31 protein-coding genes are annotated in these 25,929 nt (G+C 66.9%); 16 read left to right on the forward strand and 15 right to left on the reverse strand.

Translation table 11 applies throughout. The features are described 5' to 3' along the window. Positions 1–10 precede the first annotated feature (10 nt). Positions 11–577: a head-tail connector protein gene (locus tag HPT29_RS17205; protein WP_173946999.1), complete on the reverse strand. Its 567-nt coding sequence runs from the start codon at positions 575–577 to the stop codon at positions 11–13. A 24-nt stretch (positions 578–601) separates the two neighbouring features. Here HPT29_RS17205 and HPT29_RS17210 point away from each other — a divergent pair, with 24 nt between their 5' ends. Beyond that, entirely contained in the window at positions 602–1,342 is a 741-nt protein-coding gene (locus HPT29_RS17210) for a S1 family peptidase (protein ID WP_173947000.1), read from the forward strand. Between the two features lie 235 nt (positions 1,343–1,577). Next, positions 1,578–2,375: a S1 family peptidase gene (locus tag HPT29_RS17215; protein WP_173947001.1), complete on the forward strand. Its 798-nt coding sequence runs from the start codon at positions 1,578–1,580 to the stop codon at positions 2,373–2,375. A 250-nt stretch (positions 2,376–2,625) separates the two neighbouring features. Here HPT29_RS17215 and HPT29_RS17220 read toward each other — a convergent pair whose 3' ends face one another. The 10 genes from HPT29_RS17220 to HPT29_RS17265 all read right to left on the reverse strand — a co-directional run bounded on the left by HPT29_RS17220 (position 2,626) and on the right by HPT29_RS17265 (position 11,407). Continuing rightward, positions 2,626–3,864: a phage major capsid protein gene (locus HPT29_RS17220; RefSeq protein ID WP_173947002.1), complete on the reverse strand. Its 1,239-nt coding sequence runs from the start codon at positions 3,862–3,864 to the stop codon at positions 2,626–2,628. A 204-nt stretch (positions 3,865–4,068) separates the two neighbouring features. Then, positions 4,069–4,272 carry a hypothetical protein gene (locus tag HPT29_RS17225; RefSeq protein ID WP_173947003.1) on the reverse strand — a complete coding sequence of 68 codons (204 nt, stop codon included), beginning with the start codon at positions 4,270–4,272 and terminating at the stop codon, positions 4,069–4,071. A gap of 107 nt (positions 4,273–4,379) precedes the next feature. Further along, positions 4,380–4,916 carry an HK97 family phage prohead protease gene (locus HPT29_RS17230; protein WP_173947004.1) on the reverse strand — a complete coding sequence of 179 codons (537 nt, stop codon included), beginning with the start codon at positions 4,914–4,916 and terminating at the stop codon, positions 4,380–4,382. Continuing rightward, positions 4,913–5,095 (reverse strand): hypothetical protein, encoded by a 183-nt coding sequence (locus tag HPT29_RS17235; RefSeq protein ID WP_173947005.1) that lies wholly within the window; start codon positions 5,093–5,095, stop codon positions 4,913–4,915. Before HPT29_RS17235 ends, HPT29_RS17230 begins: the two co-directional genes overlap by 4 nt. Continuing rightward, entirely contained in the window at positions 5,092–5,292 is a 201-nt protein-coding gene (locus HPT29_RS17240) for a hypothetical protein (RefSeq protein WP_173947006.1), read from the reverse strand. The genes HPT29_RS17235 and HPT29_RS17240 overlap by 4 nt, the downstream gene beginning before the upstream one ends. Before the next feature lie 376 nt (positions 5,293–5,668). After that, positions 5,669–6,844: a phage portal protein gene (locus tag HPT29_RS17245; RefSeq protein WP_173947007.1), complete on the reverse strand. Its 1,176-nt coding sequence runs from the start codon at positions 6,842–6,844 to the stop codon at positions 5,669–5,671. An 824-nt stretch (positions 6,845–7,668) separates the two neighbouring features. Next, complete coding sequence (locus tag HPT29_RS17250; RefSeq protein WP_490722748.1) at positions 7,669–8,985, reverse strand: DNA-packaging protein; 1,317 nt, start codon at positions 8,983–8,985, stop codon at positions 7,669–7,671. After that, complete coding sequence (locus HPT29_RS17255; RefSeq protein WP_173947008.1) at positions 8,930–9,478, reverse strand: hypothetical protein; 549 nt, start codon at positions 9,476–9,478, stop codon at positions 8,930–8,932. The genes HPT29_RS17250 and HPT29_RS17255 overlap by 56 nt, the downstream gene beginning before the upstream one ends. Before the next feature lie 130 nt (positions 9,479–9,608). Continuing rightward, a complete protein-coding gene (locus HPT29_RS17260; RefSeq protein WP_173947009.1) occupies positions 9,609–9,815 on the reverse strand; it encodes a hypothetical protein in 207 nt (68 codons plus the stop codon). Between the two features lie 485 nt (positions 9,816–10,300). Further along, entirely contained in the window at positions 10,301–11,407 is a 1,107-nt protein-coding gene (locus HPT29_RS17265; protein ID WP_173947010.1) for a helix-turn-helix transcriptional regulator, read from the reverse strand. A 220-nt stretch (positions 11,408–11,627) separates the two neighbouring features. Here HPT29_RS17265 and HPT29_RS17270 point away from each other — a divergent pair, with 220 nt between their 5' ends. From HPT29_RS17270 to HPT29_RS17280, 3 genes are read left to right on the forward strand one after another with little or no spacing between them, the layout of a single operon-like run. Beyond that, positions 11,628–11,978, forward strand: a complete 351-nt coding sequence (locus HPT29_RS17270; protein ID WP_173947011.1) for a hypothetical protein — start codon at positions 11,628–11,630, stop codon at positions 11,976–11,978. A gap of 2 nt (positions 11,979–11,980) precedes the next feature. Beyond that, a complete protein-coding gene (locus tag HPT29_RS17275; RefSeq protein WP_173947012.1) occupies positions 11,981–12,325 on the forward strand; it encodes a hypothetical protein in 345 nt (114 codons plus the stop codon). Positions 12,326–12,382: 57 nt separating this feature from the next. Next, the gene (locus HPT29_RS17280; protein WP_173947013.1) at positions 12,383–12,682 is read left to right on the forward strand and encodes a hypothetical protein; all 300 of its coding nucleotides are present in this window, start codon (positions 12,383–12,385) and stop codon (positions 12,680–12,682) included. Between the two features lie 36 nt (positions 12,683–12,718). Here the strand turns inward: HPT29_RS17280 and HPT29_RS17285 are convergent, their stop codons facing one another. Then, positions 12,719–13,750, reverse strand: coding sequence for an endonuclease/exonuclease/phosphatase family protein (locus HPT29_RS17285; protein ID WP_173947014.1), 1,032 nt, complete (start codon positions 13,748–13,750; stop codon positions 12,719–12,721). 163 nt (positions 13,751–13,913) lie between these two features. Between HPT29_RS17285 and HPT29_RS17290 the strand changes: the two genes are divergently transcribed. The 7 genes from HPT29_RS17290 (at position 13,914) to HPT29_RS17320 (ending at position 18,954) form a co-directional block, all read left to right on the forward strand. Beyond that, positions 13,914–14,120: a hypothetical protein gene (locus tag HPT29_RS17290; RefSeq protein ID WP_173947015.1), complete on the forward strand. Its 207-nt coding sequence runs from the start codon at positions 13,914–13,916 to the stop codon at positions 14,118–14,120. Between the two features lie 108 nt (positions 14,121–14,228). Then, positions 14,229–14,495, forward strand: a complete 267-nt coding sequence (locus tag HPT29_RS17295; RefSeq protein ID WP_173947016.1) for a hypothetical protein — start codon at positions 14,229–14,231, stop codon at positions 14,493–14,495. A gap of 161 nt (positions 14,496–14,656) precedes the next feature. Next, complete coding sequence (locus tag HPT29_RS17300; protein ID WP_173947017.1) at positions 14,657–15,745, forward strand: TRAP transporter substrate-binding protein; 1,089 nt, start codon at positions 14,657–14,659, stop codon at positions 15,743–15,745. Between the two features lie 160 nt (positions 15,746–15,905). Further along, complete coding sequence (locus HPT29_RS17305) at positions 15,906–16,511, forward strand: DUF2939 domain-containing protein (protein WP_173947018.1); 606 nt, start codon at positions 15,906–15,908, stop codon at positions 16,509–16,511. A gap of 71 nt (positions 16,512–16,582) precedes the next feature. Continuing rightward, entirely contained in the window at positions 16,583–16,897 is a 315-nt protein-coding gene (locus HPT29_RS17310) for a glycine zipper domain-containing protein (RefSeq protein WP_210272057.1), read from the forward strand. Between the two features lie 390 nt (positions 16,898–17,287). After that, entirely contained in the window at positions 17,288–18,376 is a 1,089-nt protein-coding gene (locus HPT29_RS17315; RefSeq protein WP_173947019.1) for an AI-2E family transporter, read from the forward strand. 230 nt (positions 18,377–18,606) lie between these two features. Next, positions 18,607–18,954, forward strand: a complete 348-nt coding sequence (locus HPT29_RS17320; RefSeq protein ID WP_173947020.1) for a hypothetical protein — start codon at positions 18,607–18,609, stop codon at positions 18,952–18,954. Positions 18,955–18,985: 31 nt separating this feature from the next. Here HPT29_RS17320 and HPT29_RS17325 read toward each other — a convergent pair whose 3' ends face one another. From HPT29_RS17325 to HPT29_RS17335, 3 genes are all read right to left on the reverse strand, one after another. Next, positions 18,986–19,207, reverse strand: coding sequence for a hypothetical protein (locus HPT29_RS17325; RefSeq protein ID WP_173947021.1), 222 nt, complete (start codon positions 19,205–19,207; stop codon positions 18,986–18,988). Positions 19,208–19,230: 23 nt separating this feature from the next. Beyond that, a complete protein-coding gene (locus HPT29_RS17330; protein WP_173947036.1) occupies positions 19,231–20,622 on the reverse strand; it encodes a M10 family metallopeptidase in 1,392 nt (463 codons plus the stop codon). 363 nt (positions 20,623–20,985) lie between these two features. After that, positions 20,986–21,489 carry a YcgN family cysteine cluster protein gene (locus HPT29_RS17335; RefSeq protein WP_173947022.1) on the reverse strand — a complete coding sequence of 168 codons (504 nt, stop codon included), beginning with the start codon at positions 21,487–21,489 and terminating at the stop codon, positions 20,986–20,988. 348 nt (positions 21,490–21,837) lie between these two features. On the opposite strand from HPT29_RS17335, the gene HPT29_RS17340 reads away from it, so the two are divergent. The 4 genes from HPT29_RS17340 to HPT29_RS17355 are packed head-to-tail and all read left to right on the forward strand — an operon-like array spanning position 21,838 to position 25,790. Beyond that, the gene (locus HPT29_RS17340; RefSeq protein ID WP_173947023.1) at positions 21,838–24,045 is read left to right on the forward strand and encodes a transglycosylase domain-containing protein; all 2,208 of its coding nucleotides are present in this window, start codon (positions 21,838–21,840) and stop codon (positions 24,043–24,045) included. A gap of 20 nt (positions 24,046–24,065) precedes the next feature. Beyond that, positions 24,066–24,716: a DUF1214 domain-containing protein gene (locus HPT29_RS17345; protein ID WP_173947024.1), complete on the forward strand. Its 651-nt coding sequence runs from the start codon at positions 24,066–24,068 to the stop codon at positions 24,714–24,716. Continuing rightward, entirely contained in the window at positions 24,713–25,276 is a 564-nt protein-coding gene (locus tag HPT29_RS17350; protein WP_173947025.1) for a DUF1254 domain-containing protein, read from the forward strand. The genes HPT29_RS17345 and HPT29_RS17350 overlap by 4 nt, the downstream gene beginning before the upstream one ends. Positions 25,277–25,280: 4 nt before the next feature. Beyond that, positions 25,281–25,790: a GNAT family N-acetyltransferase gene (locus tag HPT29_RS17355; protein WP_173947026.1), complete on the forward strand. Its 510-nt coding sequence runs from the start codon at positions 25,281–25,283 to the stop codon at positions 25,788–25,790. The last annotated feature ends 139 nt before the right edge of the window (positions 25,791–25,929 follow it).

Genomic DNA, 25,929 nt, shown 5'->3' on the forward strand with positions numbered 1-25,929 from the left:
TGACCCCGGCCTATAACCGCGCCCGCTGGAACGGCGCCACGAGGGCGAGCGCTTCGGGCGGGAGGATCTGCGCGCCGGTCACGTCGCCCCGGTTCTCGAACCAATGCGCGACAAGGATGCGGACCGCGAGCTTCAGCGGACCCGGCACCGCCTCGGGCCCCGTGCCGAAGCCCGCCCGCACCGCGATGGAAATCCCGTGCCGCGCCCGGCCCGGCTCCGGCGCGCCCGTCACGGCGATGCGCGGCGGATCGCTCACCAGGTCCGCCTCGAAGGCGCTCGCCGGAACGCCGGACGGGTTGCCTGCGGCATCGGTCAGGGTGATGCCGTCCACCGCGATGAGCGGCGCGAGCGGCAGCAGGATCGTGCCGCCGGACGGCCATCGGTCCAGCACCACGCGCCAGCGCTGCTCGATCAGGATCCGCCGCGATGCCGCCTCGACCATGAGGCGTGCCGCCTTGACGAGGCCCGCGACCAGGTCGTCCTGCGTGCCGTCGTCGCCATCGACGCGGAGATAGGCTTTCATGTCGTCGAGCGTGACGGGCTCGACGGCGGGCCCGCTGATGAATATGGGAATCATCTCGAACAGGGATCCTTTGAAGTGATGCAACGTGTGGTTATGCTCGGTCTTGCCCTGTCGCTCGCCGCGACACGGGCGGATGCCATCGTGGGAGGCAGCGAGGATGCGGGCCCCCTCGCCCGTCGGAGCGTGATGGTGCTGAGCTCGAACGGCGGCGTGTGCAGCGCCGTTGTGCTGGCGCGCGACGTGGTGCTCACCGCGGCCCATTGCGTGACGGGCGCGGCCGAGCACCGAGTTCATTTCCGCGACGAGACCGGCGCGCCCGTGCTGATCGTCCCCGCCGCGAAGGCGGTGCATCCGGGCTACAATGCGAAGGCCATCGAGACCCGGCAGCGTTCCATCGATCTCGCCCTGCTGCGCATTCCCGAGGCCCTGCCGGCGCGGTTCGAGCGCGCGACCCTCGCGACCACGACAATCGCGGAGAACGATCCGGTCACCGTCGGCGGGTACGGGCTGGCGCGCGAAGGCGATGCCAAGACCTCGGGCACCTTCCGCACCGCGTCCCTGACCGCCGTCGAGCCGTTCGGTCCGAGCCGCATCCTGCTCTGGGCCGAGGGCTCCGGCACGGCCAGCGCCTGCCAGGGCGATTCCGGCGGCCCGATGGCGTCCGGAGAGACCATCGCGGCCATCACGAGCTGGTCGTCGCCGGCCAAGGGCCGGCAATGCGGAGGCGTCACGCAGGGCATTCTCGTCGGCCCGCAACGCGCGTGGATCGACCGCATCCTGAAAGGCTGGAGCCGCACGGCCCTATGGGCCGGCGAGTAGGGCTTCCCACCCTCCCCCGTCATGGCCGGGCCTGTCCCGGCCATCCCGATCGTGTGAAGCGCGGCGATCTTCGTATCGGGATCACCGGGACAAGCCCGGTGATGACGTGGAGGGTGGTATGAGCCGGTGATGACGCGCAGAGGAGACGCCCGGGAAATTCATAAACGTCCGGAACCATCGCGAGCGCCCAGATCTTGCCTTGAAAAAATCACCCCCCTCACGGCATCATCATCCCATGCGCGCTCTGCCAACCCTCGCCCTTGCGGTTCTCACCCTCATTGCCACTCCCGCCTGGGCCATCCTGCAGGGCTCCGCCTCGCGCGATCCGAACGGTTTGCGGCGGTCCGTGGTCTCCATCGAGAGCTCCACGGGCGAGCTCTGCTCGGGGGTGATCGTCGCACCGGATGTCGTGCTCACCGCGGCGCATTGCATGACGGACCGCGCCGCCTATCGGGTGACGGGGCTCAGCCGCGCCTTCCGGCAGCAGCGCTTCAACGTGGCGGCGCTCGCCATCCACCCGACCTTCGTGCCCGGCACGACGCCGCGCACGCAGCCCGGCATCGATCTCGCGCTTCTCAAGCTCAATCGGCCGGTCGGGCCCGAGTTCCTCGCCCTCGACCCGACGCAGGCCGGCCGGATCGACGTAGGCGACGGCGTGACGATCGCGGGCTTCGGCGTTCTGACCGAGCGGGCGAGAGGCACCGCCCGGACCCTGCGCCAGACCAACCTGGTGTCGCTCGGCCCCATCGAGGTCGCGAACCGGGTGCTGATCGTCGTGGATCGCGACCGGCTCGCCGAGACGGCGGGCGCAGGCGCGTGCCGGGGCGATTCCGGCGGGCCGATCCTGGCCGCCACGCAGACGGGCTATCTGCTCTACGGAATCACGAGCTGGTCGAGCGGGCCGTTGCGCAGCCGCCAGCCGAGCGCCTGCGGGGGCCTCACGGCCGTCACCCCGCTCGTCGAGCATCTCGGCTGGATCGCCTCGACCATGCGCGGCCTCAGCGGGCTGAACAGCGCCTGGTCGGGAAATTGAACGCCTGACGCGCGCTACCCTCCCCGTCATGGCCGGGCCTGTCCCGGCCATCCCGATCGTGTTGAGCGCGGGGCATCTCTTCATGGAGATCACCGGCACGAGGCCGCTGATGACGTGGGGAAGGTTCAGCCACGCACCGTCATGGCCGGCCTTGTGCCGGCCATCCCGATAAGGTGAGGCTCGGCGCCTTTCGCATCGGGATCACCGGGACAAGCCCGGTGATGACGTGGCGGGTGGAACGGATGCCGCTCTAAGCGGCGAACTTCAACAGCTTGATCGCCGTGTAGTCCTGCACGCCGCCGCCCACTCGCTTGGTGGTGTAGAACAGCACATAGGGCTTGGCGGAATACGGATCGCGCAGCACGCGCATGCCGGTGCGGTCGACCACGAGATAGCCGCGCCTGAAATCGCCGAAGGCCACCGCGCATGCATTCGCCGCGATGTCGGGCATGTCCTCGGCCTCCACCACGGGGAAGCCCATCAGGGTCGCGGTCTGGCCGAGGCTCGCGGGCGGCGCCCAGAGATACTGGCCGTTGTCGTCCTTGAACCGGCGGATCGCGCTCTGCGTCTTGCGGTTCATCACGAAGGAGGCGTTCTGGCGATAGCCGCTCTTGAGCGCATAGATCAGGTCGACCAGCACGTCTGACGGGTTCTCCGCCGGGAAGGCCGCGCCGCCGGTGCGCACCGTGCCGAGCTTGCCCCATTGCCAGATCTCCTCCTCGACCGTGTCGACGGTGAGAAAACCCTTCGGCTTGTTGAGGCCGTCGCCGCTCACGAAGGCGGCACCCTCCTGCTCGGCGAAAGCCGCCTCCACTTCTTCCGCGATCCAGCGGTCGACATCGACCACCGCGTCGTCGAGCAGGGTCTGGGTGGCGGCCGGCATGGCGTAGATCTCCATGGCCGGGAAGCTCATCTCGGCGAGCGTCGGGCTGGCGGTCTGCGGACGGGACGCGGTCTCGCCGACCCAGCCGGTCGCCGGACCGGTGGCCGAGACGGCGCGCTTGTACTGGCCGCCGGAGATCACCCGCACCGACGCGATGGCGCGGATCGGCGAGACGCTCGCGAGACGGCGCAGCACCTCGCTCTCGACCGCGTCGGGCACGAGATAGCCGCCGTCCGGCCCGGATGCGGCCGACAGGGCCTTCTCCTCGAGCCGCTTCAGCCCGGAGGCCTCGCCGGTCCGGATATAGGCGTGAAACGCGGCCTTGTGCTCGGCCTGCGCGGGATCGCGCGCGGTGTCATGACCGGCGGACAGCGGCGGGCGGGCGCGCTCGAGGGTGAGCCGGTCGATGCGGCGCTTGGCGTTGTCGAGCGCGCTGTCGATGCGGGTGAGCTTCTCGTCGGTCACCACGTCGGTCGAAAGCCTGGTCTCGATCTCGGCGAGGCGCGTGTCGTTGGCGTCCTTGAACGCCTCGAACGCACGGGCGAAATCCTCGAACGCCGAGGCGACGTCGTCGGATACGGCTTTGGTGTCTGGAGCGTGAATCATATCAATCAATCGATCTCGAAAAGGGCTTCAACGAAAAAGGCCCGCCGGAGGGCGGGCCCGTTTATTTCCCGTGAGGGAACGGTTTCGGCGGCGGGCGTCTCGAAGGACCGTCCGGAGCGCGCAGACGCCCGGCTCTGCGGGACGCGAGCGGGCTCGCTCCACAGGACGGCGCTTGGCGCGGCGGCCTTGTCTCGACGCGCCGCTTCAGCGACGGCGGGTGTTCTTCTGCACCGTGCGGGTCACGGTCGGTCCGGTGGCCGCCCCGATGGCGCCGCCCGCCACTGCGCCGACAGGACCGGCAACCGCACCCACGCCCGCTCCGACGGCCGCGCCGCCGACGCGCTCTTCCGTGGTGGTGCAGGCCGCGGCCGCCAGGCCGATCAGCGCGACGAAAGCAAGCTTCTTCATGACAACCTCCCAAGATACGCGGAGATCCGACGCCTTCCCGTCCAAGAAGGGCCCGCCGCTTCCGCATCCGCGGGGGCGTTCAACTAACGCGCGCCCATGGACAAGGTTCAGGACAATAGTCGCAGTGCCGCCCGGCGGATGCGCGCGGCAAGGTCCGGGCTTGCGTCCTTCACGGCTTCGACCCGCGCGTCGGGCAGCATCGGGAAGGTCACGACGGAAATCTCCCACAGGTCGAGCTTCTCCAGCCGGCGCAGGCCGGTGGGACGCTCGGCGCGGGCGCGCTCGACGCGAAACCCGATGGAGAGCCCGTCGACCGCGCCGTCGCGCATGAGCGCATGGATCTCGCGCGCCCGTTCGACCGCGAGGTTGAGCTTGCCGCGCACGCGCAGGCCGCGCCGGTCCTCGGCGATGCGGAGCCAGCGTCCGATGGGCTGGCCCGGATCGTGCTGCCAGAGCAGCCGCACGTCGCGGGCGCCGCGCCTGCGCAGGGACTCGGCGAAGGCGCCCGGCACGACCACGTCCTTGCCGAGATCGGGCTGTCCGAACAGGCTGGCATAGCCCTCGAACACCCCATCCTGATCGACCGCGCCCGGCGGCTCGGGGAGGAACTTGCGCTCATGGATCGTCGCGGTGCCGGGCTTCATCGCACGGCTCCGCGAAGGACCCTAGAAGGAGTCCCGGCTGTCGCATCGAGCTTCTCGAGCTGGCGCACGAAGTCGCGGAACACGAGCGCCGGGCGGCACTGCCCGTCCCGCGCCGCCTTCGGCGCGCGCGGCGTTCGGACCGTGGGGCGGACCATCGAGCGGATTGCGGGGCGGGTCATGAGAGGTCTCCCGAGTGACGGCGGTTGAAGAGGGACAATTCGCGCACGAACTCGTCGAACCGGCGGTTCGCCGCGAAGAGGTCGCGCAGGGTCATGGCCAGCAGGGCGGACGCCCCGCTCGCCCAGACGAAGAGGGCCAGATGGGCAAGATCCCCGCGCCGGATGACGGCCTCGGCGATCTGGTCGAACATGTTCATGATCTGTTCTCGCAAAAGAACTCCGTTGGATGGGCCGAGGGCCGGCGCGGTCCAGGCGGCGGGCCCGGGCGGCGGGCGCGGCGGTCCCCGCGTGTCGCTGCAAGAGATGGCGGGAGGTCGGCGACCGTTGCCGGTCACTCCACGACGTCATGGCCGGGTCTGTCCCGGCCATCTCGATCCGAAGAGCACCGCGTCTCACAGCATCGAGATCACCGGCACAAGGCCGGTGATGACGTGGAGGGTGCGTGAGGCGGTGATCACACCCTCCCACGCCATGGCCGGGCCTGTCCCGGCCATCCCGCTCGGAAAGGCACGGTGCCTCCGACGATCGGGATCACCGGGACGGGCCCGGTGACAACGGACGAGCGGGCGCCCTCTAGGGTTGCCGCTCCTGCCCCGAAGCCGCGCGCCCGTAGCCGACCGCCTCGCGCTTCTCGTCGTCCGACAGGAACGCCGCCGCCGAGACGCGGCGCCACAGGCTCTCGCGCTCGTCGGCGAGCGCTTCGATGGCGTCGAGGTCGGGTTCGAGCGCAAGCGCATCGCCGTAGGCCGGGCCGAGCCAGTGCGCCAGGGATTCCGCCGTGCGCTTGACGAGCGGGATCACCGTCTGGCGGTAGAAGGCGCGGTTGGCTTCCGCGTAGTTGGCATGCGTGCTGTCGCCCGGCAGGCCGAGCAGCAGCGGCGGCACCCCGAAGGCGAGCGCGATCTCGCGGGCGGCCGCCGCCTTCGCGTCGACGAAGTCCATGTCCTTCGGCGAGAGCGACAGGGGCCGCCAGTCGAGCCCGCCTTCGAGGAGCAGTGGACGGCCCGCATTGCCGGCGCCCTGGTAGTTCGCCTCGAGCTCCCCTTTCAGCCGGTCGAACTGCTGGTCCGTCAGGCTCGGGCCGCCGACCACGAGGGCGCCGGACGGCCGGGCCGCGTTGTCGAGGAGCGCCTTGTTCCAGGCGCCCGCCGCGTTGTGGATGTCGAGCGCGGTCGCGGCCGCCTCCATGGGCGAGAGGCCGTAATGGTCGTCCGCCGGATGGAACAGGCTGAGGTGCAGGATCGGCGACGGCGCCTCGTCGCCGCCGGTCGCGAAGCGGATCGTCTGTGCGCCGACCGCGTATTCGTAGGCGGCCGGCCAGCCATCCGCATCGGGCACCACGCGCATCCTATCGGGCCGCAGCGCGTGGAGCTCCTGCGGCGCCCCGTCGACGCTCACCGCCTCCACATAGGCGTTGCCGGACACCATGAGATGGCCGTAGACGCCCTCCAGGAATCGCTGCCCGCCCTCGCGGGCGTTGGGCCGCGCCAGCAGGGCGAGGAGAGGATGGGCGGCAAGCTCGCGGCCCTGGTCCTTGAGCACCAGGGGCAGCGCGGCCGCCGCCTCGCTCACGAGCCGCACGGCGCGATGCACCACGGCGTTCTTCTGGAACCCCTCGCGGGAGAGCGCCGCATAGTCGCGCGGCGTCCACACGGCGCGCCCCGCCCCATAGAGCGCGACGGCGCGCTGCACCCGCGACGCCTTGGCCTCGGACGGCGCCCGGGGCCTGCGGAAGAATCGATCGAACATGAAAAGCTCCTGCCCGGAATGGGGCATGCAGAGGTGGGACATGACATCAGCGCGACACGTCATGGCCGGGCTTGTCCCGGCCATCCCGATACGGTGAGGCACGGCGCTTCAAGGCATCGGGATCACCGGGACGAGCCCGGTGACGACGTCGAGGGTATGGTGGGTGATACGAAAATGCCTGCCGGTTCTCCACGCTGGCGACAACTTCCGCAGCGGATGCCGAAGAAGGCGGCAGTTTCCGCCCGGTTGTCATTGGACGGTCACAGACCCTGCGGTAATCTTTGACCGTTGCAGGGGCTTCCGGCGACATTCACGCGCCAGCCGAGCGGGTCCCCCTCCTCGGCTGGCGCGACCAACAGTTTCTCGGGCTCGGCCGTCCTTTCTCCTATTCGGGACGGCATGAGGCAGATGGCGGGGCGGAGCGGCACGGATGGACTGCCATCCGCCCCGGCCCTGCAGCCGGACCCGGGCGCCCGTCCGTTCCGGCGCCATGCTCCTTTGGAGACACGCTCGCCCGAAAGGCTCACCCCATCAGGAGACGTTGAGCATCGCCGCGCGCCGCTTACCTTAACGGCTGTGGCTCCATCTCTTGCCCCTACGGGAGTCACGGCGCCCCGGCCGATGCGTGCGTGAACACCGTCCTTCGGCTGGGGCGTTTTTTTCGAATGCTTCGGGCCGGCCATCGCACCCTTCCCACGTCATGGCCGGCCCTGTGCCGGCCATCCCGATTGATCGAAGCGCAACGCCCTTCGGATCGAGATCACCGGGACGAGCCCGGTGATGACGTGGAGGTTGATCGACGGGTTCGCGCGACAACCTCCCCCTCACAGCACGCGCACCCGCGGCTCGCGCCGCTCGCGCAGCATCAGCTCCGTCAGGGCCCAGACGAGCGCGTCGAGGCGGTCGGGTGAGCGGCCGGAGGTGAGGCCGCCGGGGCCGAAATCGCACATCTCGTCCTCGAGCTCCGGCAGCGCGCCCACGTGGCGCACGCGGTTCTGCGCGTAGAGCACCGAGACCGGCTCCGCGCGCAGATACTTTCCGCGCGTGGCGCGCACGCTCACCACCGGCACGGACGGATCGACCTCGCGGATCACGCCGGTCGCCATCTCGCCGCCCTGGTTCGTCTCGACCACGAGCGCATCGGCCTCGAGCCTGCGATAGAGCGCCACCGCCTTCGCGGCCCAGTCCGGCGGCTTCAGGCCCGACGCGGTCGCGTCCTCCAGCACATGGGCCGTGCCGGCATCGTCCACGCCCGCCGCGACGATCCCGCAGGCATCCGCCCGCTTCGACGACGAGGCTGGCGGATCGACCGCCACGACAATGCGCGCGAGCGGCGGTGCCGACGCAACGCGGTTGCCTTCGATCATGTCGCGCGTCCACAGGGCATCCGGGCGGTCCTCGATGATGTCGCCGTCGAGTTCCTGCCGGCCGAGACGCGTGCCCGCATAGCGGCGCATCACCGTGTCGAGGAAGACCGGCGCCAGGTTCTCCGCATTGTCGGCGGTGCGCATGCGCGACACCGCCACGGTCGGATCGGCGAGGAAGCGCTTGATGAGCGGGATCGGACGCGGCGTCGTGGTGACGATCTGGCGCGGATGCGCCCCGAGGCGCAGGCCGAACTGCAGCATGTCCCAGGTCTCCTCCACGTGCCGCCACTTGGCGAGTTCGTCCGCCCAGGCCGCATCGAATTGCGGGCCGCGCAGCGAATCCGGATCCTCGGCCGAGAACACCTGCGCGACCGCGCCGTTCGCCCATTCGAGCTTGCGCAAGGACGGCGACCACGCGGGGCGCTCATGGCGCGCGTGGACGGCGAGGATTCCGGCCGGCCCCTCGATCATCACGTTGCGGGCGTCGGAAAACGTCTCGCCGATCAGCGCGATGCGCCCGGACGCCTGATGGGCGAAATCGGGAGCCCCGAGGGCGATGCCGCGAACCCATTCGGCGCCGGTGCGGGTCTTGCCCGCGCCGCGCCCGCCGAGCATGAGCCAGACGGACCACGGAGCATGCGCGCGGGAGAGCCCCGGCAGGCGCTGCTCGGGCCGGCAGCGGACCGGCCAATGGCGCAGGACCTGGTCGAAATCGTCGTCAGACCAGGATGCCGTCGCGTCCGCGAGCCTCCTCTTCCGCGATAACCCGGTCAAGATGGTGAGCAAGTTCGTCGCGCAGCTCGTGGAGGCTGCGCCTTGGTTGATCGCGAGGCTCGGTGACATCGAGCGATGAGCCTTCCTGTTGCAGCAGGGCCCGGGCCGCCGCCAGCGTTCTGGCATAGGCGGCGAGCCGGCGGGCCGTCCTGTCGTGGTCCTTGGCGCGTCCGGTGCGCTGCTCGTCCATGAGCGTGTCGATCTGCGCCCTGGTCGCCTGGGCGAGCGCGCGCGCCGCATCGTTGACGGACGCCGTGGCGGCCTTGTGGAGACCGGCGATTCCGCCCTGGTCCTTCGCAGCCTTGCTCAGCGCGTTCTCGTTCAGCGCGGCATAACGCGGCGGCCAGCCCCAGAGATCGCGCTTCCGGGCGAAGCTGCTCGACGAGATGCCCAGGAATGCCTGGATGTCCGGCAGATGCTTGTCCGGCTGGCGGGCATAGATCTCCCAGGCCTGCTGCTTCTGCTCGTCGGAAATGTCGATTCTCTGGCCCATGGATCATGCCAATAAAAAACCGCCCAAGCGGGGGCGCTTGAGCGGCGGAGGTTGCACCGAGCGGTGAATGCGGGGGCTTGATTCACACTTCGTCAGTGTTCACGTTTTGTACTCTAAGAGCGTCGCGCTGTCAAGGGGAAAATTCCTGTCCGGAATCGGACGCCAGGGGCATGCGCTCCTGGAGAAGGCCGCCTTCCTCGTCCTGCGACCTTCCACGGGATGGCCGGGCCTCATGACCGGCCATCCCGATCCGGTGAGGCGCGGCGCTCCAGATGATCGGGATCACCGGGACAAGCCCGGTGATGACGTGGAGGATGGTGCGGGCCGGTGACGACACCCTCCTCCGTCATGGCCGGCCCCGTGCCGGCCATCCCGATCCGGAAAGGCTCGACGTTCCAATCGATCGGAATCACCGGGACAAGGCCGGTGATGACGTGGGAGGGAGGAACGAGCCAAGTGATAACGGCAGAGCATAGCAGCCCTCTCGGCAACGTGACGCTCCCCGCCCTGCGCCCCCTCCGCCTGTCATGGCCGGGCTCGTGCCGGCCATCCCGATGCGGTGAGGCTCGGCGTTCACGACGATCGAGATCACCGGCACAAGGCCGGTGATGACGTCGAAGGTGGGACGCGCCCAGCGATGATCCGGATAGAGACGTCAAGGAGCGTTCGCGAATGTTCCGGAATGGCCAGGAATTTAAGGATAGTGTCACAGGTTTCCTGGACGGAATCAGAACAAGTGGCCAATGAACGGGAAACCTCGATTCCGTTCCATGCAAGTCGGGAATGGCCGCATTCGGCAGGTGAATTCCGGCCCGGTGCCGGTCAGTCCCGTCGGCCTCCGAGCGGCGACGCGAGGCTCATGATTCGCGACACGAGTTCGGCCTGCCGATTCGTCTGCGTCTTGCGGTAGATCCCCTCCAGGTGGGTCTTCACCGTCGAGCGGGCGAGGCCCAGGATGTCGGCGGCGTCGGCCAGGGTATGTCCCTGGAGCACCTGGCCGAGCACCTGCAGCTCGCCGATGGTGAGCCGATAGAGCGAGGCGGCGCTTGCGAGCGGTGTCGTGAACGCCGCCTCCGGCTCGCGCAGCAGCACCAGGATGGGACTGCCGATCTCCTCCCCGGCCTGGTCCAGCGCGGCCCCGGTGGCGTGCATCGTTCGTCCCGCCGAGTCGGTCAGGAAGGCGTCGATGCCGTGATGCGTCCTGCCGGTGCTGAACGATCCGAGCGTGCCGAGCAGCCGCACGGCCTCCGGGGTCACCCCGACCAGGCGGCCGTTGTGGTCGCGCAGCAGCTTCTGCGAAGCGAGCTCCTGGTCGGCCGCCCGGTTGCGGAACAGCACGGTGCCGTCGGGCTCGACGATCAGCGCCGCGGTCGCGAGCGCATCGAGGGCCGCGCGCAGGGTTCCGGCCTCGACGCGGCGATGACCGATGACGCCGGAGATGTCCACCGCGCGCTTGATGTGCGGCGAGAGGAGCCGGGCGAGTTCGAGATCCTCGTCCCCGAAGGCTCCCCGGGCCTCGCTGCCCACGACGCCCCAGGTGGCGAAACTCGTCACCGTTCGCGTGAGCGGCGTCGTGATGTAATCGAAGATGCCGCGGTCCATGAAGCAGGTGCGCCAGAACCGGCTGCGATGGAGCTCCGGAAAATCCCGCGTCGTGCAGAGGGGCTGCCCGACCGGGGCGGCCAGACCGATCGGAAGCGCAGGATTGATGTGGACGTTGGCCTGCACCTTGGCGACGAGTTCGTCGGGCCAGTTGTGGACCGCCGCGATGATCTGCCTGGGCTCGAACGGCTCGTGGACCATCAGGTCGGCCATGACACCGCCGAAGGCCTGCGTGATCTCACCGAGAACCGCCGGCCAGGCCGAGGTGTCGAGAGCGCAGTCGTAGATGCGGCCGATCAGGTCCGAGAAGGCTTGGTCCGGCTTCATGGAATCCCCCGGGGCGACGTGAACGACGACGTGCGCGCGAGCACATCCCCACAGCGTAACCGACGCCGAATCGCCGGCCCTCCGCCAAATGGCGGAGGACGGCGCGTTTCGTCCGATTCATCCTGACCCACGAGCGCTCATCCTCGATTCGATCCTCCGGATCGGGAGCGGCCTGCGGGCGGCTTCCCGATCCCAGACTGGAACCGCGAAGGGACAGCCGATGAGACATGCACACCTGGCCCTCACCGCCCTCCTGGTCGCAGCGGCGCCACCGGCGATGGCCGGTTCGGCGGCGTTGAACGTGGAGGGCGAATGCGGCGCCATCGCCGACGCCGATGGGACCGGGTGCGGCTGCCAGGGACGCTATTTCGCGAGCCGGTTCGGACCGGAGGACGGCGCGGCGGCTCTGCACCTGGTGACGCGCAGCTACGTGAGCGAGCCGCGCTCCGCGGCGTCCGTGCTCTACGAGCGCTTCGGCGCCGAGACCCTCAACAGGGTCGCGTCTCGGATCCTGGACACGCGCGACGATGTGGTCGCCTACTGCCCCATCAGCGTGCACGTCGCGGATTGACCATGCCGGTCACGACCGCCGATGCGGCGCTCCTGGTGTTCACCGCGTGCAACACGGCCAGGATCCTGGCCTATCTGCCGCAGATCGTGAAGATCAGCCGAGACCGGCAGGGCGCGGCCGCCATCTCGTACACGACCTGGACCCTCTTCGGCGTCTCCCATCTGTCCACGGTGGCCTACGCGGTGCTCGTGGTGGATGACTGGCGCATGGCGACGGTCTTCGCCGGCAACACCCTGTGCTGCGTGCTGATCGTGACCCTGACCGTCTGGAAGCGCCAGGACTACGCCCGGCGCCGGGCACAGGAATGTTCGGTTCCGTACCCCAGGGCGTTCCCGGACCGGCGGTGACGCCGCCGCGCCCCGGCCGCTGGCCGCCAGGGCGGCAACCATCGGAGGACCTCGGACATGATCGTGGGCTGGATCGACCTCATGGGTTATGCCGCGTCGGGCCTGACGCTGGCGACTTTCGCCCAGCGCACCATGCTGCCCATGCGCGTCATGGCCATCGGGGCCAATGTCTGCTTCATCGGCTACGGGGCGATGGGCCCGTTCATCCCGGTTCTCGCCCTGCACGTCATCCTGCTCCCGGTCAATGTCCTGCGCCTTCGCGCGCTCCTGCGCCCGGCCCGGGAGGAGGCCGGGCTCGCCGGGCAGCGAGCCGGCGATCAACGGTTGATCGCCGGCATCTCCAGCGGCTTGCTCTGAGGCTGGCGGCGCGGGCCGGAGCGGCGGGATCGCCGGTCAGGCGAGCCTGACATCCACGGCGATCATCTCGTGATCCGACACCGCCCTGCCCTCCCGGTCGAGGGCCGGGACGATCCGCGGGTTCGCCGCCTCGAGCCCGCGCACGACGATCCAATCGAGCTTGCCGAAGGGCGGCTCGTGCTTGGTCTTCGGCCCCGGCGTCTGGGTCGGGCGCGCGAGATTGGCGCCTGCCCAGGTAAAGCCCGCCTGCGCGAGATCGCCGAAGAGCGGCTCGGTGCGCTCCGGCGCCTCGAGGAGGAGATGCAGTTCGTCCTCGGCCCGCGGCAGCGCCTTGGTGTTGAAGTCGCCGCCGATCACGCAAGGCGCGTCCGGCGCGAGGGCATCGAGCGCCTGCAGCAGGGCGCGGATCTGCGCCTGCCGGTCGGCCGGATCGGTCTTGCTTTCGAGATGGGTGCTCACGACCCAGAGGGGCTGCGGCGCATCGCCGATACGGGCGGCGAGCGCCATGCGCCGGCCGATCCGCCTCTGCGCGCCCGAGAAGCCGGAGAACCACAGGCCGCCCTCCTCCAGCGGAATCAGGTGCGGCGCCTCAAGGGCGAGGCGGGTCACGATGGCGTTGCCATGGAGGCTCGCCACGTTGCGCTCGCCGGCATGCTCGCGCATCTCGCCCGCATCGCCGAGATCGAGTTCCACGAACTCGGCGCCGAACAGATAGCCCTCTCCGGAGGCGGCGGTGAGATCGCGCAGGTTGTGCGCGTTGCCCGATCGCGCCATGCCGCAATCGACCTCGCTCAGGAGCGCGATGTCGGCGCCGGCCCGTTCCAGGAGAAGGCGAGTCGCCGGCCGGTTCCCGAGACGCTCGCTGTTGAAGGCCGCGATCCGAAGGGTCGCCGGACAGGCCCGGACGCGGTCGGGCGGACCCTGTTCGATCGCCGCGAAGGCCGGGATCCGCCGCAGCAGGCGCGCATGGATATCCTCGCCGCGCCGCGATGCCGCTCGGGCCTCGTCCAGGATGGTTTGGTCCGGAACGGCGAGGTTCGGCACGACCCTGTCGATGACGGACCGCATGATGCGCGCTTCTCTCAGAAACAGGATCTCGGTCCTTCGCCAGATAGGGCGCTTCGCCCCGGCCGGAGCGTCGGGATTCAGGAATTTTTCAGCGTGACCTTTAGGAACTTTTTTATGCCAAGCCCGTTATATGTGCGCATCAAGCTTTGCCGGGAGGAAGCCCATGATCTTTTGGGCTGCTGTTGTTGCGCTCGTCGTGGGCGCATTCGTCTATGTCGGCGACCTCTCTTCGGCCCTGCCCTCGGCCCTCGTCAGCCTGGCGGAGATCGGCGGCGTCGTCGCCCTGTTCACCCTGGTCTGCGCCGCCGAGGTCTTCAGCATCCCGAAGGGGTCGACCTTCGACAAGGGATCTCCGACCCCCGAAGCCTGACCGGCTGCCGCCGCCCGACGGACCGTGCCGGGGACGGCTGTTCTGCGAATAATGTTACGATAAATCCTTGCATAGGCTGCAGGTCGTGCTAATCCTCGCGGCATGAGCATGCCCGACCCGACCGCCCCTGCCTCGTTCGATCCGGACCTTCACGGCGCCGACCTCGGCGTTGCCCTGCGCGATGCGGCGGGACGTTGCCGGCACGGGGCCGAGCCGCCTGGCGAGACCGGGGGCTCCGCCATTCGGCCGGACGTCGTCGCTGCCGTCGCTCCAGGCTTCGTCTCATGGGCGACCCTCGAAACCGCCATGGGCCCGCGCCGGATCATGTCCTGGACGAAGCGCCGCGCGCCAAGTGCCGTCCGGCGCCGGCGCTGACGGGCGCTCCCTGCGTCTTTCCCGAGCAAGATCAAGGCTCTGAGGGGCGGACGCATAGATCATTAGTCGATAGTACCGCCAGGCTTCTTGCGAAGGGAACCGAATTTAGTGTCAAGTGGCGCCAAGTGACGGAAGTCACGAGCCAGAGAGGAAAAAAAGCAATGAAACGTCGTCAGTTCCTGCAGGCCGCAACGGTCGGCGCCGCCGCCACCGCGGTGGCCGCCCCGGCGATCGCCCAGTCCAGCCCGGAGATCAAGTGGCGCCTGCAATCGGGCTTCCCCAAGTCCCTCGACACCATCTTCGGCGCCGCCGAAGTGATCGCGAAATACGTCTCGGAAGCGACGGACGGCAAGTTCCAGATCCAGCCCTTCGCGGCCGGCGAAATCGTCCCGCAGCCGCAGATCGCCGACGCGGTCGGCAACGGCACGGTCGAGCTGGGGCACACCTGCTCCTACTACTACTTCGGCAAGGATCCGACCTTCGCCCTTGGCACGGCGGCGCCGTTCGGCCTGAACGCCCGTCAGATGAACGCCTGGCTCTATCAGGGCGGCGGCAACGATCTGCTCAACGAGTTCTATGCCAAGCACAACCTCTACGGCATGCCCGCCGGCAACACCGGCGTGCAGATGGGCGGCTGGTACCGCAAGGAGATCAAGACGGTCGACGACCTGAAGGGCCTGAAGATCCGCATCGCCGGCATCGCCGGCATGGTGATGCAGAAGCTCGGCGCCGTGCCGCAGCAGATTCCCGGCGGCGACATCTATCCGTCTCTCGAGCGCGGCACCATCGACGCCGCCGAGTGGGTCGGCCCCTATGACGACGAGAAGCTCGGCTTCTCGAAAGTCGCCCCGTACTACTACTATCCGGGCTTCTGGGAAGGAGGCCCGGCGATCCACCTGTTCGTCAATCAGGGCAAGTGGAAGGAACTCCCGAAGTCATACCAGGCGATCCTGACGACGGCGGCCGCCTATGCCAACAACGACATGCTGGCCAAGTACGACGCCCGCAACCCGGCCGCCCTGCGCCGCCTCCTCGGCGCCGGCACGCAACTGCGTCCGTTCTCGCAGGAAATCCTCGAAGCCGCCTACAAGGCGACCAACGAGGTCTTCGACGAGGTCTCGGCCAAGAACGCGGATTTCAAGAAAGTCGTCGACGCGGTCAAGGGCTTCCGGAACGAGGAATATCTCTGGTTCCAAGTGGCGGAATACGCCTACGATACCTTCATGATCCGCGCCCGCGCCCGCGGCTGATCCGTTCAGAGCCATCACCGTAGAGAGGGCGGCCGAAAGGTCGCCCTTTTTTCTCGCCCCCTTCGTGCCCAGATAAGACGCTCGCCGCAACGGACCTCGTGCGCTCGCGACTCGGCGGGCGCTGGGCCATCGCCTGAGTATCAAGGGGCACCGACAGACGATGCGTTGGACGTTCCGGATCAGTTTTCTCCTTTTCCTCGCCTGGGCGATCTTCATGGTTTCGCCCTTCGTCGCGCTCTACGATCTCTCGAAGGCCGTCGAAGCCCGAGACATCGGTCGGATCACCGAACGGGTCAACTTCAATGCGCTCCGCGCTTCCCTGGCCCGTCAGATCCTGGGCGAGTACCTGAAGAGCCAGGACCTCGACGGACTTGGCCAGCAGGCTGCCGCACAGGCCGGCACCGCCGTCCTGAACCCGGTTCTCGAAGAACTCATCACGCCGCAAGCCGTCATCGACCTTCTCGACGACGGGCAGTTGCAGCAGGTGGCCGGCCCGCAGGGCCGCGGCGCCCTCTTTTTCCCCGTCGGCTTCGATGCTTCGTCGCTCGAGAACGGGTGGCGCACCTTCATCTTTTCGGAATCGCAAGGCTTCCGCTCGGTCACCATCCCGCTCCCGCCCGATGAACCGAAGGAGCGACAGTTCAAGATCACCCTGCGCCTGAGTGGCACAACCTGGCGGCTGACGGGGATCGAACTTCCCGATCCGCTTCGGGAAGAATTGATCAAGCGCGCGACGGCCGCAACGAAGTCTAGGCCAAGGCTCTAAGGCTAATGCTGGAACCTTAAGCATAAAAGGGGCGTTACCCATCAGACGATTATCTGATGAAGGATCAAGTTATGCGTAAGTTTGCTTTCGGGATCGCCGCAGCCTCCCTCTTGATCATGCCTCACCTTGCTTCGGCACAGGAAGGCACCGCCGCAGGCGTCGCAACCGGCGCTGTGACAGGCGCCATCGTCGGAGGTCCGGTGGGCGCGGTCGTCGGCGCCGGGGTCGGCGGCATCGCGGGTGGTCTCGCCGAGCAGAACGCGAAGATGCAGAACGCCCCGGGCGTCGTCGTGGTCCCCGATGCCGCGACGACCGGGTCGATCCGGCAGCGGACATGCACGGTGGACGCCTACGGCAATCAAGCCTGCACGGAGGTCGTTCGATAGCGGGAGAGTCGATCAGAGATGCCGAAAAGCCCGCCTGGGAAACCAGGCGGGCTTTTCGCTACGCGGGACTAAAACAATCCCTAAACAGTCCTCATCGATGAAGAACAGTATTCAAAACGTTGGTCAGTGGATGAATAGCCACCCCACCATTGCGAGCGGAAACACAGTGCCAAGAATAAAACAGATGACTTGCGAAGTCATTTGAATCCCTCCATGGCACGATAACCGGTAACATTAAAATACGTTCCCCCGAACTACGAAACTGCGCAAACAGCTCCCGCGGAACCACAAGGATGTAGTCTGAAATATCTTGGATCTACGTCGACATCGATTGAGGGAACCGAGCCCCGCCACCTCGATTGTCACAACAGACAGCGTGAGGCGTAAACGATGATGGATCAGGACCGTTCCGGGTGGGGCAACATGGACGACGCGCAATTCGTCCGTAAGACCTTGATCGTTCTAGGCATAGCGGCGCTCGCCCTCCTCCTGTGGAAGCTGTCGGATGTTCTTCTTCTCGCCTTCGGGGCCGTTCTGGTGGCCATTCTTCTGCATGCGGCTTCGGAGGCTCTCGAACGCTTTCTCAGGGTGCCCAGCCGCTGGAGCTTGACCGTTGCCAGTCTGCTCATCTTCATCCTGTTCCTGGCCATCATTACGCTGTTCGGAACGCAGGTTCGGGCCCAGTTCTCCAACGTGGTCGAGCGGCTGCCTTCGGCAATCGACAATTTCAGCAAGCAGCTCGGCATCGGACCAGTGAGCGACGATCTATCGGAGATCGTGAACAATGCGCCGACCAGCGGAATGGCGGCTCGGCTCGCCGGGATCGGCGGCGCCATTCTGGATGGGCTGGCGGACTTCATCCTGGTGGTGATTGCAGGCCTCTACATCGCGGCCGCGCCGCGCGTCTACCGCCAAGGCTTGGTCAAGCTGTTTCCCGTAAGGCATCATGGGCGGGTCGAAAGCTCGCTGCAGGCATCCGGCCAAGCCCTGAAGCTGTGGCTGACCTCGCAGCTGATCGCCATGGCCTGTGTGGCGGTGCTGTCGACCATCGCGTTCTGGCTGATCGGCCTGCCCTCCGCGCTTGCGCTCGGCCTCATTGCGGGCATGGCCGATTTCATCCCGTTTCTCGGCCCGATCCTGGGAGCGCTGCCGGCCGTCCTGATCGCCTTCAGCGTGAGCGGCGAGGCGGCGCTCTGGACCGTGGTCGCGGTTATCGCGATCCAGCAGATCGAGGGCAACGTGATCTTCCCGATGGTTGCGCGACGGGTGATCAGCATACCTCCGGCTTTGGCGCTGTTCGCCATCCTGATCGGGAGCGTCCTGTTCGGGACCCTGGGGCTGATCTTCGGCTTCCCCCTCGCGGTGGTCACCTATGTGCTGGTGAAGAAGCTTTATGTGCGCGAGACGCTCGGGGAGCAGACCGACGTCCCGGGCGAGCCGGGCCATGGCGGTCGACGGGAGGCCGATTCGAAGGCGTGAGACCAAGCGAGACACGCGAGGCCGACAAGGCCCACGGCCGCCTGCAATCCCGAGGAACACGCCCTTGAGCGCATGAGCATATGCCTTACACTATGATTAGCTTCTATGCGGCGGAATGAGATCCTGCGCGTCCTGCACCTTCTCGCCAGACAGGTCCCGCATCGTTTTGAGTCCAGGAATGATCGTTCGAAGTTGGGGTCCGACGAAATCGATACATGAAGGAGGCTGGCATGAAGGCTTATAAGCTCGGTCTGTTGGCGCTGTTCGGAACCCTGTCAGGCCTGCCAGCTGCGGCGCAGCAGCTCCCCCGTTTCAATGTCGAGGCAACCTGCAAGGAGGCCCAGCCCCTCACTCCACAGGATACGAATCCTTACGAGAGCTGCATGCGGGACGAGACGGCAGCCGAACGCCAGCTCCGAGACATCTGGAGCAGCGCGCCGGAGGGCACGCGCACGACCTGCGGGCAGGAAGCGCAGATCGGCGGGACGCCCAGCTATGTGGACATGCTCACCTGCCTGCAGGTCGCCCAGGGAACGAGCCCGACCCTGACGTCGCGTCGCCGGAAGCCCGGCCAGTAAACCGCTCGGGCGAGCTCTGGACCAGACAATCTCACATTTGTGGTGGCGGAATGGGATTGGAGCGGCGCGGCTTTGGCGCCGCGACGAGGCGAAACTGCACTGGGGGCGACGTCCAGTCGAACGGCAGTTGGAGGGGAACGGAGCAGGTGGTCAGCAGGTTGCGGCCCTCCCCGTTCCTGACCTCGAACACGAAGCCGGGCCGCTCCAGCTGCGCGCAGCTTGGCCACCGATCGAAGTCGATCCAGTCACTCATCGGCGGATCTCCTCGAACCTCCATCAGAGAAGGAAGTCGCTCGCGGCGAGGGTTGTGATTCCTGCGACATTGATGCGAAAATCCGCGATCTTGTCGCCGTTCACGTCCCCGGAGAGCACGCTGCCGGAGAAGGCCAGCTGTCCGCTCGCACCCGTGAACGCCTTGTTGCCGATGAACGAGAATGCCTGATCCCCGCCGGCCGCCGTGTTGGCATCGATGGTGCGCAGATCGATGCGGTCGGAGCCCCGCAGGAAGTCCTGGATCGTATCCCGCGCGTTTGGGAGAGAATCCTTGACGGAGTTGAAATCGAAGATGTCAGCCCCGGCGCCTCCGGCGAGCGTATCGGCTCCCGCACCTCCCTCAAGTGAGTCGCTTCCTCCGATGCCGTACAGCCTGTCCGAGCCGGAACCGGCTCTGAGCAGGTTGGCGCCATCGTTACCGGTCAGGGAATCATTGCCCGATCCGCCGACGGCATTCTCGATGAGCGACCGGGCATCGCCCTGGAAAAGCAAGGCATTGGCGATGTTGCCGGCGGCCGTTTTCGTGCCCTCCCAGTTCAGTTTCGCCAGTTGAGCCGTGGACGTCTTGATCCATTCACCGGGACGGAGATCGATAGTGAGGTTCGATGTATAGGCGGAAAGGTCGTAGGTATCGTTTCCACCCCCGTCCCAGATCGTGAGGAAGACCTTGTTGGCGCCCGGCCTCCCCTGGCCGACCCCGTTGATGGACATCTCTCCGGTCGTCGGACTCCACGCATAGGTCGAGTTGCCGCCATTGGTGGCGTAGTTTGCCCCGTACATCTGCTGCACGGCCGCGATATCGTACATCATCAGCGACTGCGCATAGCTCCAGGTTTCATTCGTGTAGCCTGCCGTGTTCGAGGCCCCGACATAGGAGCGATAGCTCATGACCGTATACTCCAGCGAGTCTCGGTCCTGCGGCATGACGTTGCCTTCATGCGTGTGCTCGAGCCCGAGCGCGTGCCCGAGCTCGTGCAGGAACACCATGAAGGCGTAGTTGCCCTTCACGGGGCTGGTGAAATAGCCGTTTGAGCTGTTGAACCAGACATCCCCACCTTCGGCCGCCGTATTGGGGAGGTAGGCCCAGGCCGACTCGGTCTTGTCGGACATCGCAAAGCGGATGTCGGCGTGCTGCGTTGCGGTTTCGCCGCTTTCGGTGAATGCCAGGTTCGCGACTGCCGCATATGTCTTCAGAGCATTGCGTGCGGTCGTCTGCTGAACTGCACTGAGGCTGCCGAAATTCGTAATGTTCTCCGCTGTACCGTAAGAATTTCCGTAGTCGGAACCATTCGTAGGAAAGCTATAGATTAAGCTGTTAGACGCCCATTTATAATCGCCGAGAACACCATCGATATACGCATTTCCAGTCATGCCGTAAGTAGCAATAGCAGGCATAGAACCACCCTGTTTGGAAATTATTCTGAAGAATAGTGGGATCAGAGCTGTTGCGGGGTCGATGAGGTTTGCCTTTAGGCGCGACCGTGGCAATTACCCGAAAGAGATGAGGGTGACTCTAAAGGGGTAGAATCGCGCGTCGCACCCGATGCCTCAGGCTCCCAGGCGCCGGTGGCGAGACCGGGTCGCCGCGCTTTCCCAGGGTGCGGAGGAATACGTCAGAGGCTTGAGAGCACGGGATCTGCGGCGGTTTGTCCTGCAGGATGAACAGGACCTTCGAACGCTGCACGGAGGGGTGCGTGGGCTGGCACGCGCCAAGGACGCCCCCTGGAACGGCGGCCTTGCGATTCGACCGCCGAGCGGTCACTCGTTTCTGGCGCCCGGGTCTTCCATCGGCCAGTCGGTGATGCGCTCCAGGAGTTCGGCGATCGTGAACTCCTCCTCCGGTCCTGCGACCCGGTCACGGACAGAGATCCCGGCCGCATGCACCGTCTCCGGGTCCCCCGAGACGAGCGGGTGCCACCAGTAGAGGTCGTGACCCTCGGCGAGAAGGCGATAGGCGCAGGTCTCGGGCAGCCACGAGAGGCTGCGCACCGCCTGAGGCGTCAGACGGACGCAATCGGCCACCTTGGCCTGACGGTTTGGATAGTCGCGGCAGCGGCAGGTCTGGTCGTCGAGAAGAGTGCAGCCCACGTCCGTGTACATCACCTCGGCCGTATCCTCGTCCTCGAGCTTGACCAGGCAGCAGCGTCCGCATCCGTCGCACAGGCTCTCCCATTCATCGAGGCTCATGGCTTCGAGCGACTTCGCGCGCCAGAAGGGCTGCTCCTCCGGCAGAGGGCGAATGACGGGTGCGGCGTTTGGCATAGGGGCGCTTTGACGTCTCATTGAGGCGGTTTGAAGGAACGTGCTAATCCGCACGGAAGGCCGCCCTTACTTCCTAAGAGGTAAATCTCTGTGAACCTACAAACAAGGTTCTGAGTTATATATATCAGCAGCGCCACGCTTCGGCGTCGCCGCCAGCGTATCGGGCAGAACGGGAAGTCCGCGTCAGCACAAAGGGGACCGGGCTCATCTTTCCGCGCGAGGCGTTACCGAGAAGGCCGAGCCTCGGATGCATCCCGAAAGTGCATTCCTCTTTTGGGACCGATGCTCTAGGGAATTCAAAGATCATAATCGAGGCATGTCAGGTCTCTGACTGCCCAAAGGACCACCGTGAGCCAGCAGCCCCCCATCCCTTTTACGACGCGGATCAAGCGCGCGGCGCTTTGGTTCGATGCGTGGCTCAACTCCGCGCTGTTCCAGAGCGGACGTGGACTGGCGGGTGCCTGGGGCTGGTACTCGGAGAAGATGAAGTGCCTGCGGTTCCGCGGCCCCCTTCGGGTCATCCTGGATCTGACCAGCGAGGCCACGACCCTGGGCTCCTTGGGCGCGGTCCTCATGCTGGCGCTCGCCCTGCCGGCGTTCCGCGAAACCGAGGATGACTGGCTCAAGACACAGGATCTCGCCGTCACTTTCCTCGATCGTTACGGACAGGAGGTCGGGCGGCGCGGCCTGCACCTCGACGATTCCTACAAGCTGGAGGATTTCCCGGACTACATGATCAAGGCCGCGCTGGCGACGGAAGACCGGCGCTTCTATGACCATTGGGGCATCGATCCGATCGGCACCTTCCGGGCCGTCGTGGTGAATGCCCAGGGCGGCGGCGTGGTGCAGGGCGGCTCCTCCATCACCCAGCAATTGGCCAAGAACCTCTTCCTCACCAACGAGCGCTCCTTGGAGCGCAAGATCAAGGAAGCCTTCCTGGCGGTGTGGCTGGAGTTCCATCTGAACAAGGACGAGATCCTCAAGCTCTATCTCGACCGGGCGTATATGGGCGGTGGCGCCCATGGCGTCGTAGCGGCGGCCGACTATTATTTCAGCAAACCCGCCAAGGAGCTGACCCTGGCCGAATCCGCCATGCTGGCCGGCCTGTTCAAGGCTCCGACCAAATACGCCCCGCACGTGAACCTGCCCGCCGCCCGCGCCCGGGCGAACGAGGTCCTGCGCAACATGGTCGAGGCCGGGTTCCTGACCGAGGGCCAGATCCAGACGGCCCGCCGGAACCCTGCGACGCCGGTGAACCGGGAGCGCGAGACGACCCCGGACTTTTACCTCGACTGGGCCTATGACCAGGTCAAGGGTCTGGCCTCTCAGAAGAAATTCGGTCACGAGCGCGTGCTGATCGTGAAGACGCCCCTCGACACGGCCCTCCAGCGGCACACGGAAGAGACCCTGGAGAACATGCTTCGCCAGCACGGCCGCCAGTACAAGGCCGGCCAGGGCGCGATCGTCGTCATGGACGTGGACGGCGCCGTGCGCACGATCGTCGGCGGGCGGGACTACGGCCAGAGCCAGTTCAACCGCGCCACGGCCGGCCTGCGGCAGCCCGGCTCGTCGTTCAAGCCCTTCGTCTATGCCGCCGCCCTGACGACCAATCCGAAACTGCGCCCCAACTCGGTCGTCGTCGACCAGCCGATCTGCCTGGGCAACTGGTGCCCGCAGAATTACGGCCGCTCCTTCTCCGGCTCCATGCCCCTTGTCTCGGCCCTGGCGCGATCGATCAACTCCATCCCGGTCCGCATGTCGCTCGAAATCGGCAAAGGCAATGCCAAGGCCGGCCGGGCGGTGATCATCGACACGGCCAAGCGCATGGGCCTGACCCACCCGCTGACGGATTCGAGTTCGCTGCCCATCGGCGCAGCCGAGGTCACCCCGATCGACATGGCGGCATCCTACGCGGTCTTCGCCAATGGCGGAAAGCGCGCCGACCCCTATGCCGCCTGGGAGGTCCGCAACTCGTCGGGCGAGGTCATCTACCGCCACGACCGGGATACGCCGCCCAAGCAGGTGCTCGACACCCGCGTGGTGAACGACATGAATTTCATGCTCAACAAGGTGGTCGAGGAAGGCACCGGCAAGCGCGCGGCGCTCGAGGGCATTCCGGTCGCGGGCAAGACCGGCACCACGAACGGGTACAAGGATGCATGGTTCGTGGGCTTCACCGGAAACCTCGTCGCCAGCGTCTGGTACGGCAACGACGATTCGAGCCCCATGAACGAGATGACCGGCGGCACCCTTCCGGCCATGACATGGCATGAGGTGATGGGGGTCGCTCACCAGAACCTTGAGATCCGCCCCATCCCGGGCGCAAGCCCGGCGAATGCCTCCCGGGTGGCCTCCGCCAAGGGTCCGGCGGCCGATCAGGCCCAGGCCCCGACGCAAGCGTTCCTGGCCGGCACGCTCTCCCGCAAGTCCTATGAGGTTCTGGGCGGCATCGGCAGCCTGTTCCAGTCGATCGACCGCTCCGCCACGATGGGCAAGGCTCCGGAGACGCCGAGCAGTTCCGCCGTCAATGGCCGTCGCCAAGTGGCCATGCCGTAACGATGCAGACCGAGGCTCCCTTGACGAACGCCCATCCGGCCGCGTCCATGCGTGCGCCATCGCGCTCGGCGTCATCCCTGACCGTCAGACGTGTCCCGACGGCCTTTCTCGTCGTCTATGCGCTGCTTCTGGCGCTGGGGTTGGGGCTGGGCTCCGCCTATTGGGCCATCAACGGCGACCCGCCTTTCGGAAGCCTGCGTCTCGGCCCCTGGCAGGCCTGGCCGAAGCTCGGATCGCCGGAGGCTGATCCCTACATGCGCGCGATCCTCGCCCGGCGCGGCGACATTCCTCTCGCCACCGGCGAGGGGCTCGGCTTCACCGCCCGGACCGACAGCGACGGCATGCCGTTCGACTCTGCCTGCACCTACGCGGTCGGGGCTGTCGCCCCCGTCGCGCGGGTCTGGACGCTCACCCTCTACGACGGAGACGGGCGGCTTCCGGTGACGGAGCTCGGACGCCGGAGCTTCACCTCGGCTGAACTGCTTCGGGACACGCAGGACCGGTTCAGCATCGTCCTGTCCCGCACGCTCCAGCCTGGCAACTGGCTCCAGCTTCCCGCCTCGGGATCCTTCGCGATCGCCCTGCGGCTCTACGATCCCCCCGGGGCCGCCGGCGCCAACCTGGAAGAGGTGGATTTTCCCGTCATCCAGCGCCTGGGGTGCGGATCATGAGAGGCTTCGGTCGCTTCTTCATCGCCACGCTGTGCGGCATCGTGATCGCCGCGGGGGTTCATATCGCGGCCATCCTCGCAAGTCCGTACCTTGCCGAACAGGATGCCTTCGCCAAGGTCCAGAGCACGCTGACCGCCGACAAGGCGCAGATCATCAGCGCACCGGGCGGCGAGAGCACCTGGCTGCCGCGCCCGGATCCGGCCGTCGCCGTGGCGGCCTGCGCGTTCGACCTGCGCAACGGCCCCATGCGCGTTGCGGCTCAGACCGGGTCGCTCCCGCTATCCTTCTCGTTTCACAAGGAGTCGGGCGGCGTGTTCTTTGCCGTCACCGATCGTGCCGCCGTGCGGGGCGAACTCGAGATCGTCGCCATGACGGCCCGTCAGCTCGACGAGGCACGCGCCGCCGAGGATGAGAACGACCCGTCGCGCGACGTCCGGATCGTCGCCCCGGAACAGCAGGGCTTCGTGATCGTGCGCGTGGCGGCTCCCAGCCCGAGTCTGCGGCCGCAGGCCGAGGAAGCCGCCAAGGCCGTGTCCTGCACGGCCGAGCAGGACCCCTGACCCTATGGCCTGGCGCCTCATGACGCCCGAGGATCTCGCCCAGGTGCAGGTTCTCGCGGACATGATCCATGTCGACCACCCGGAAGACAGGGCCGTGCTGGCCGAACGTCAGCGTCTTTATCCAACGGGGTGTTTCATGCTGACCGAGGATGAACACGCCATCGGGTACGCGTTCACCCATCCCTGGCACCTCGGGGAGCCGCCACGGCTGAACAGGATGCTGGGGGAACTCCCGTCCAGCCCGACGACCTATTACATCCACGACGTAGCCCTGCTGCCGACCGCGCGCGGCAGGGGCTACGCCGCGCAGGTGACGGACAGGCTGATTGCTCACGCCCGGGAGGCCGGCTTCGACAATCTGTCGCTCGTCGCCGTCAACAAGTCTCAGACGTTCTGGGAGAAAGCTGGCTTTCGCGTGCTGGCCGCAGAAGGCCTGAAGGCGAAACTTGCGAGCTACGGGCCGGATGCGGCGCTCATGATGCACCGTCTGGCAAGCCCGCCGCGTGGCGCCTAACGGCGCCTCATCGTCATGAAAATCAGGATGGACTACGAGCGGCGACGTCCCGGGCTGTTGGAGGCCAGGGGACGGGAAGGACCGGGGTTGGGAGAAGGCCGCTCATAGCGCACGCCGGTGAAGAGAAGGATCTCGCCTC

This window comes from Microvirga terrae, from assembly GCF_013307435.2.
GTDB lineage: Bacteria > Pseudomonadota > Alphaproteobacteria > Rhizobiales > Beijerinckiaceae > Microvirga > Microvirga terrae.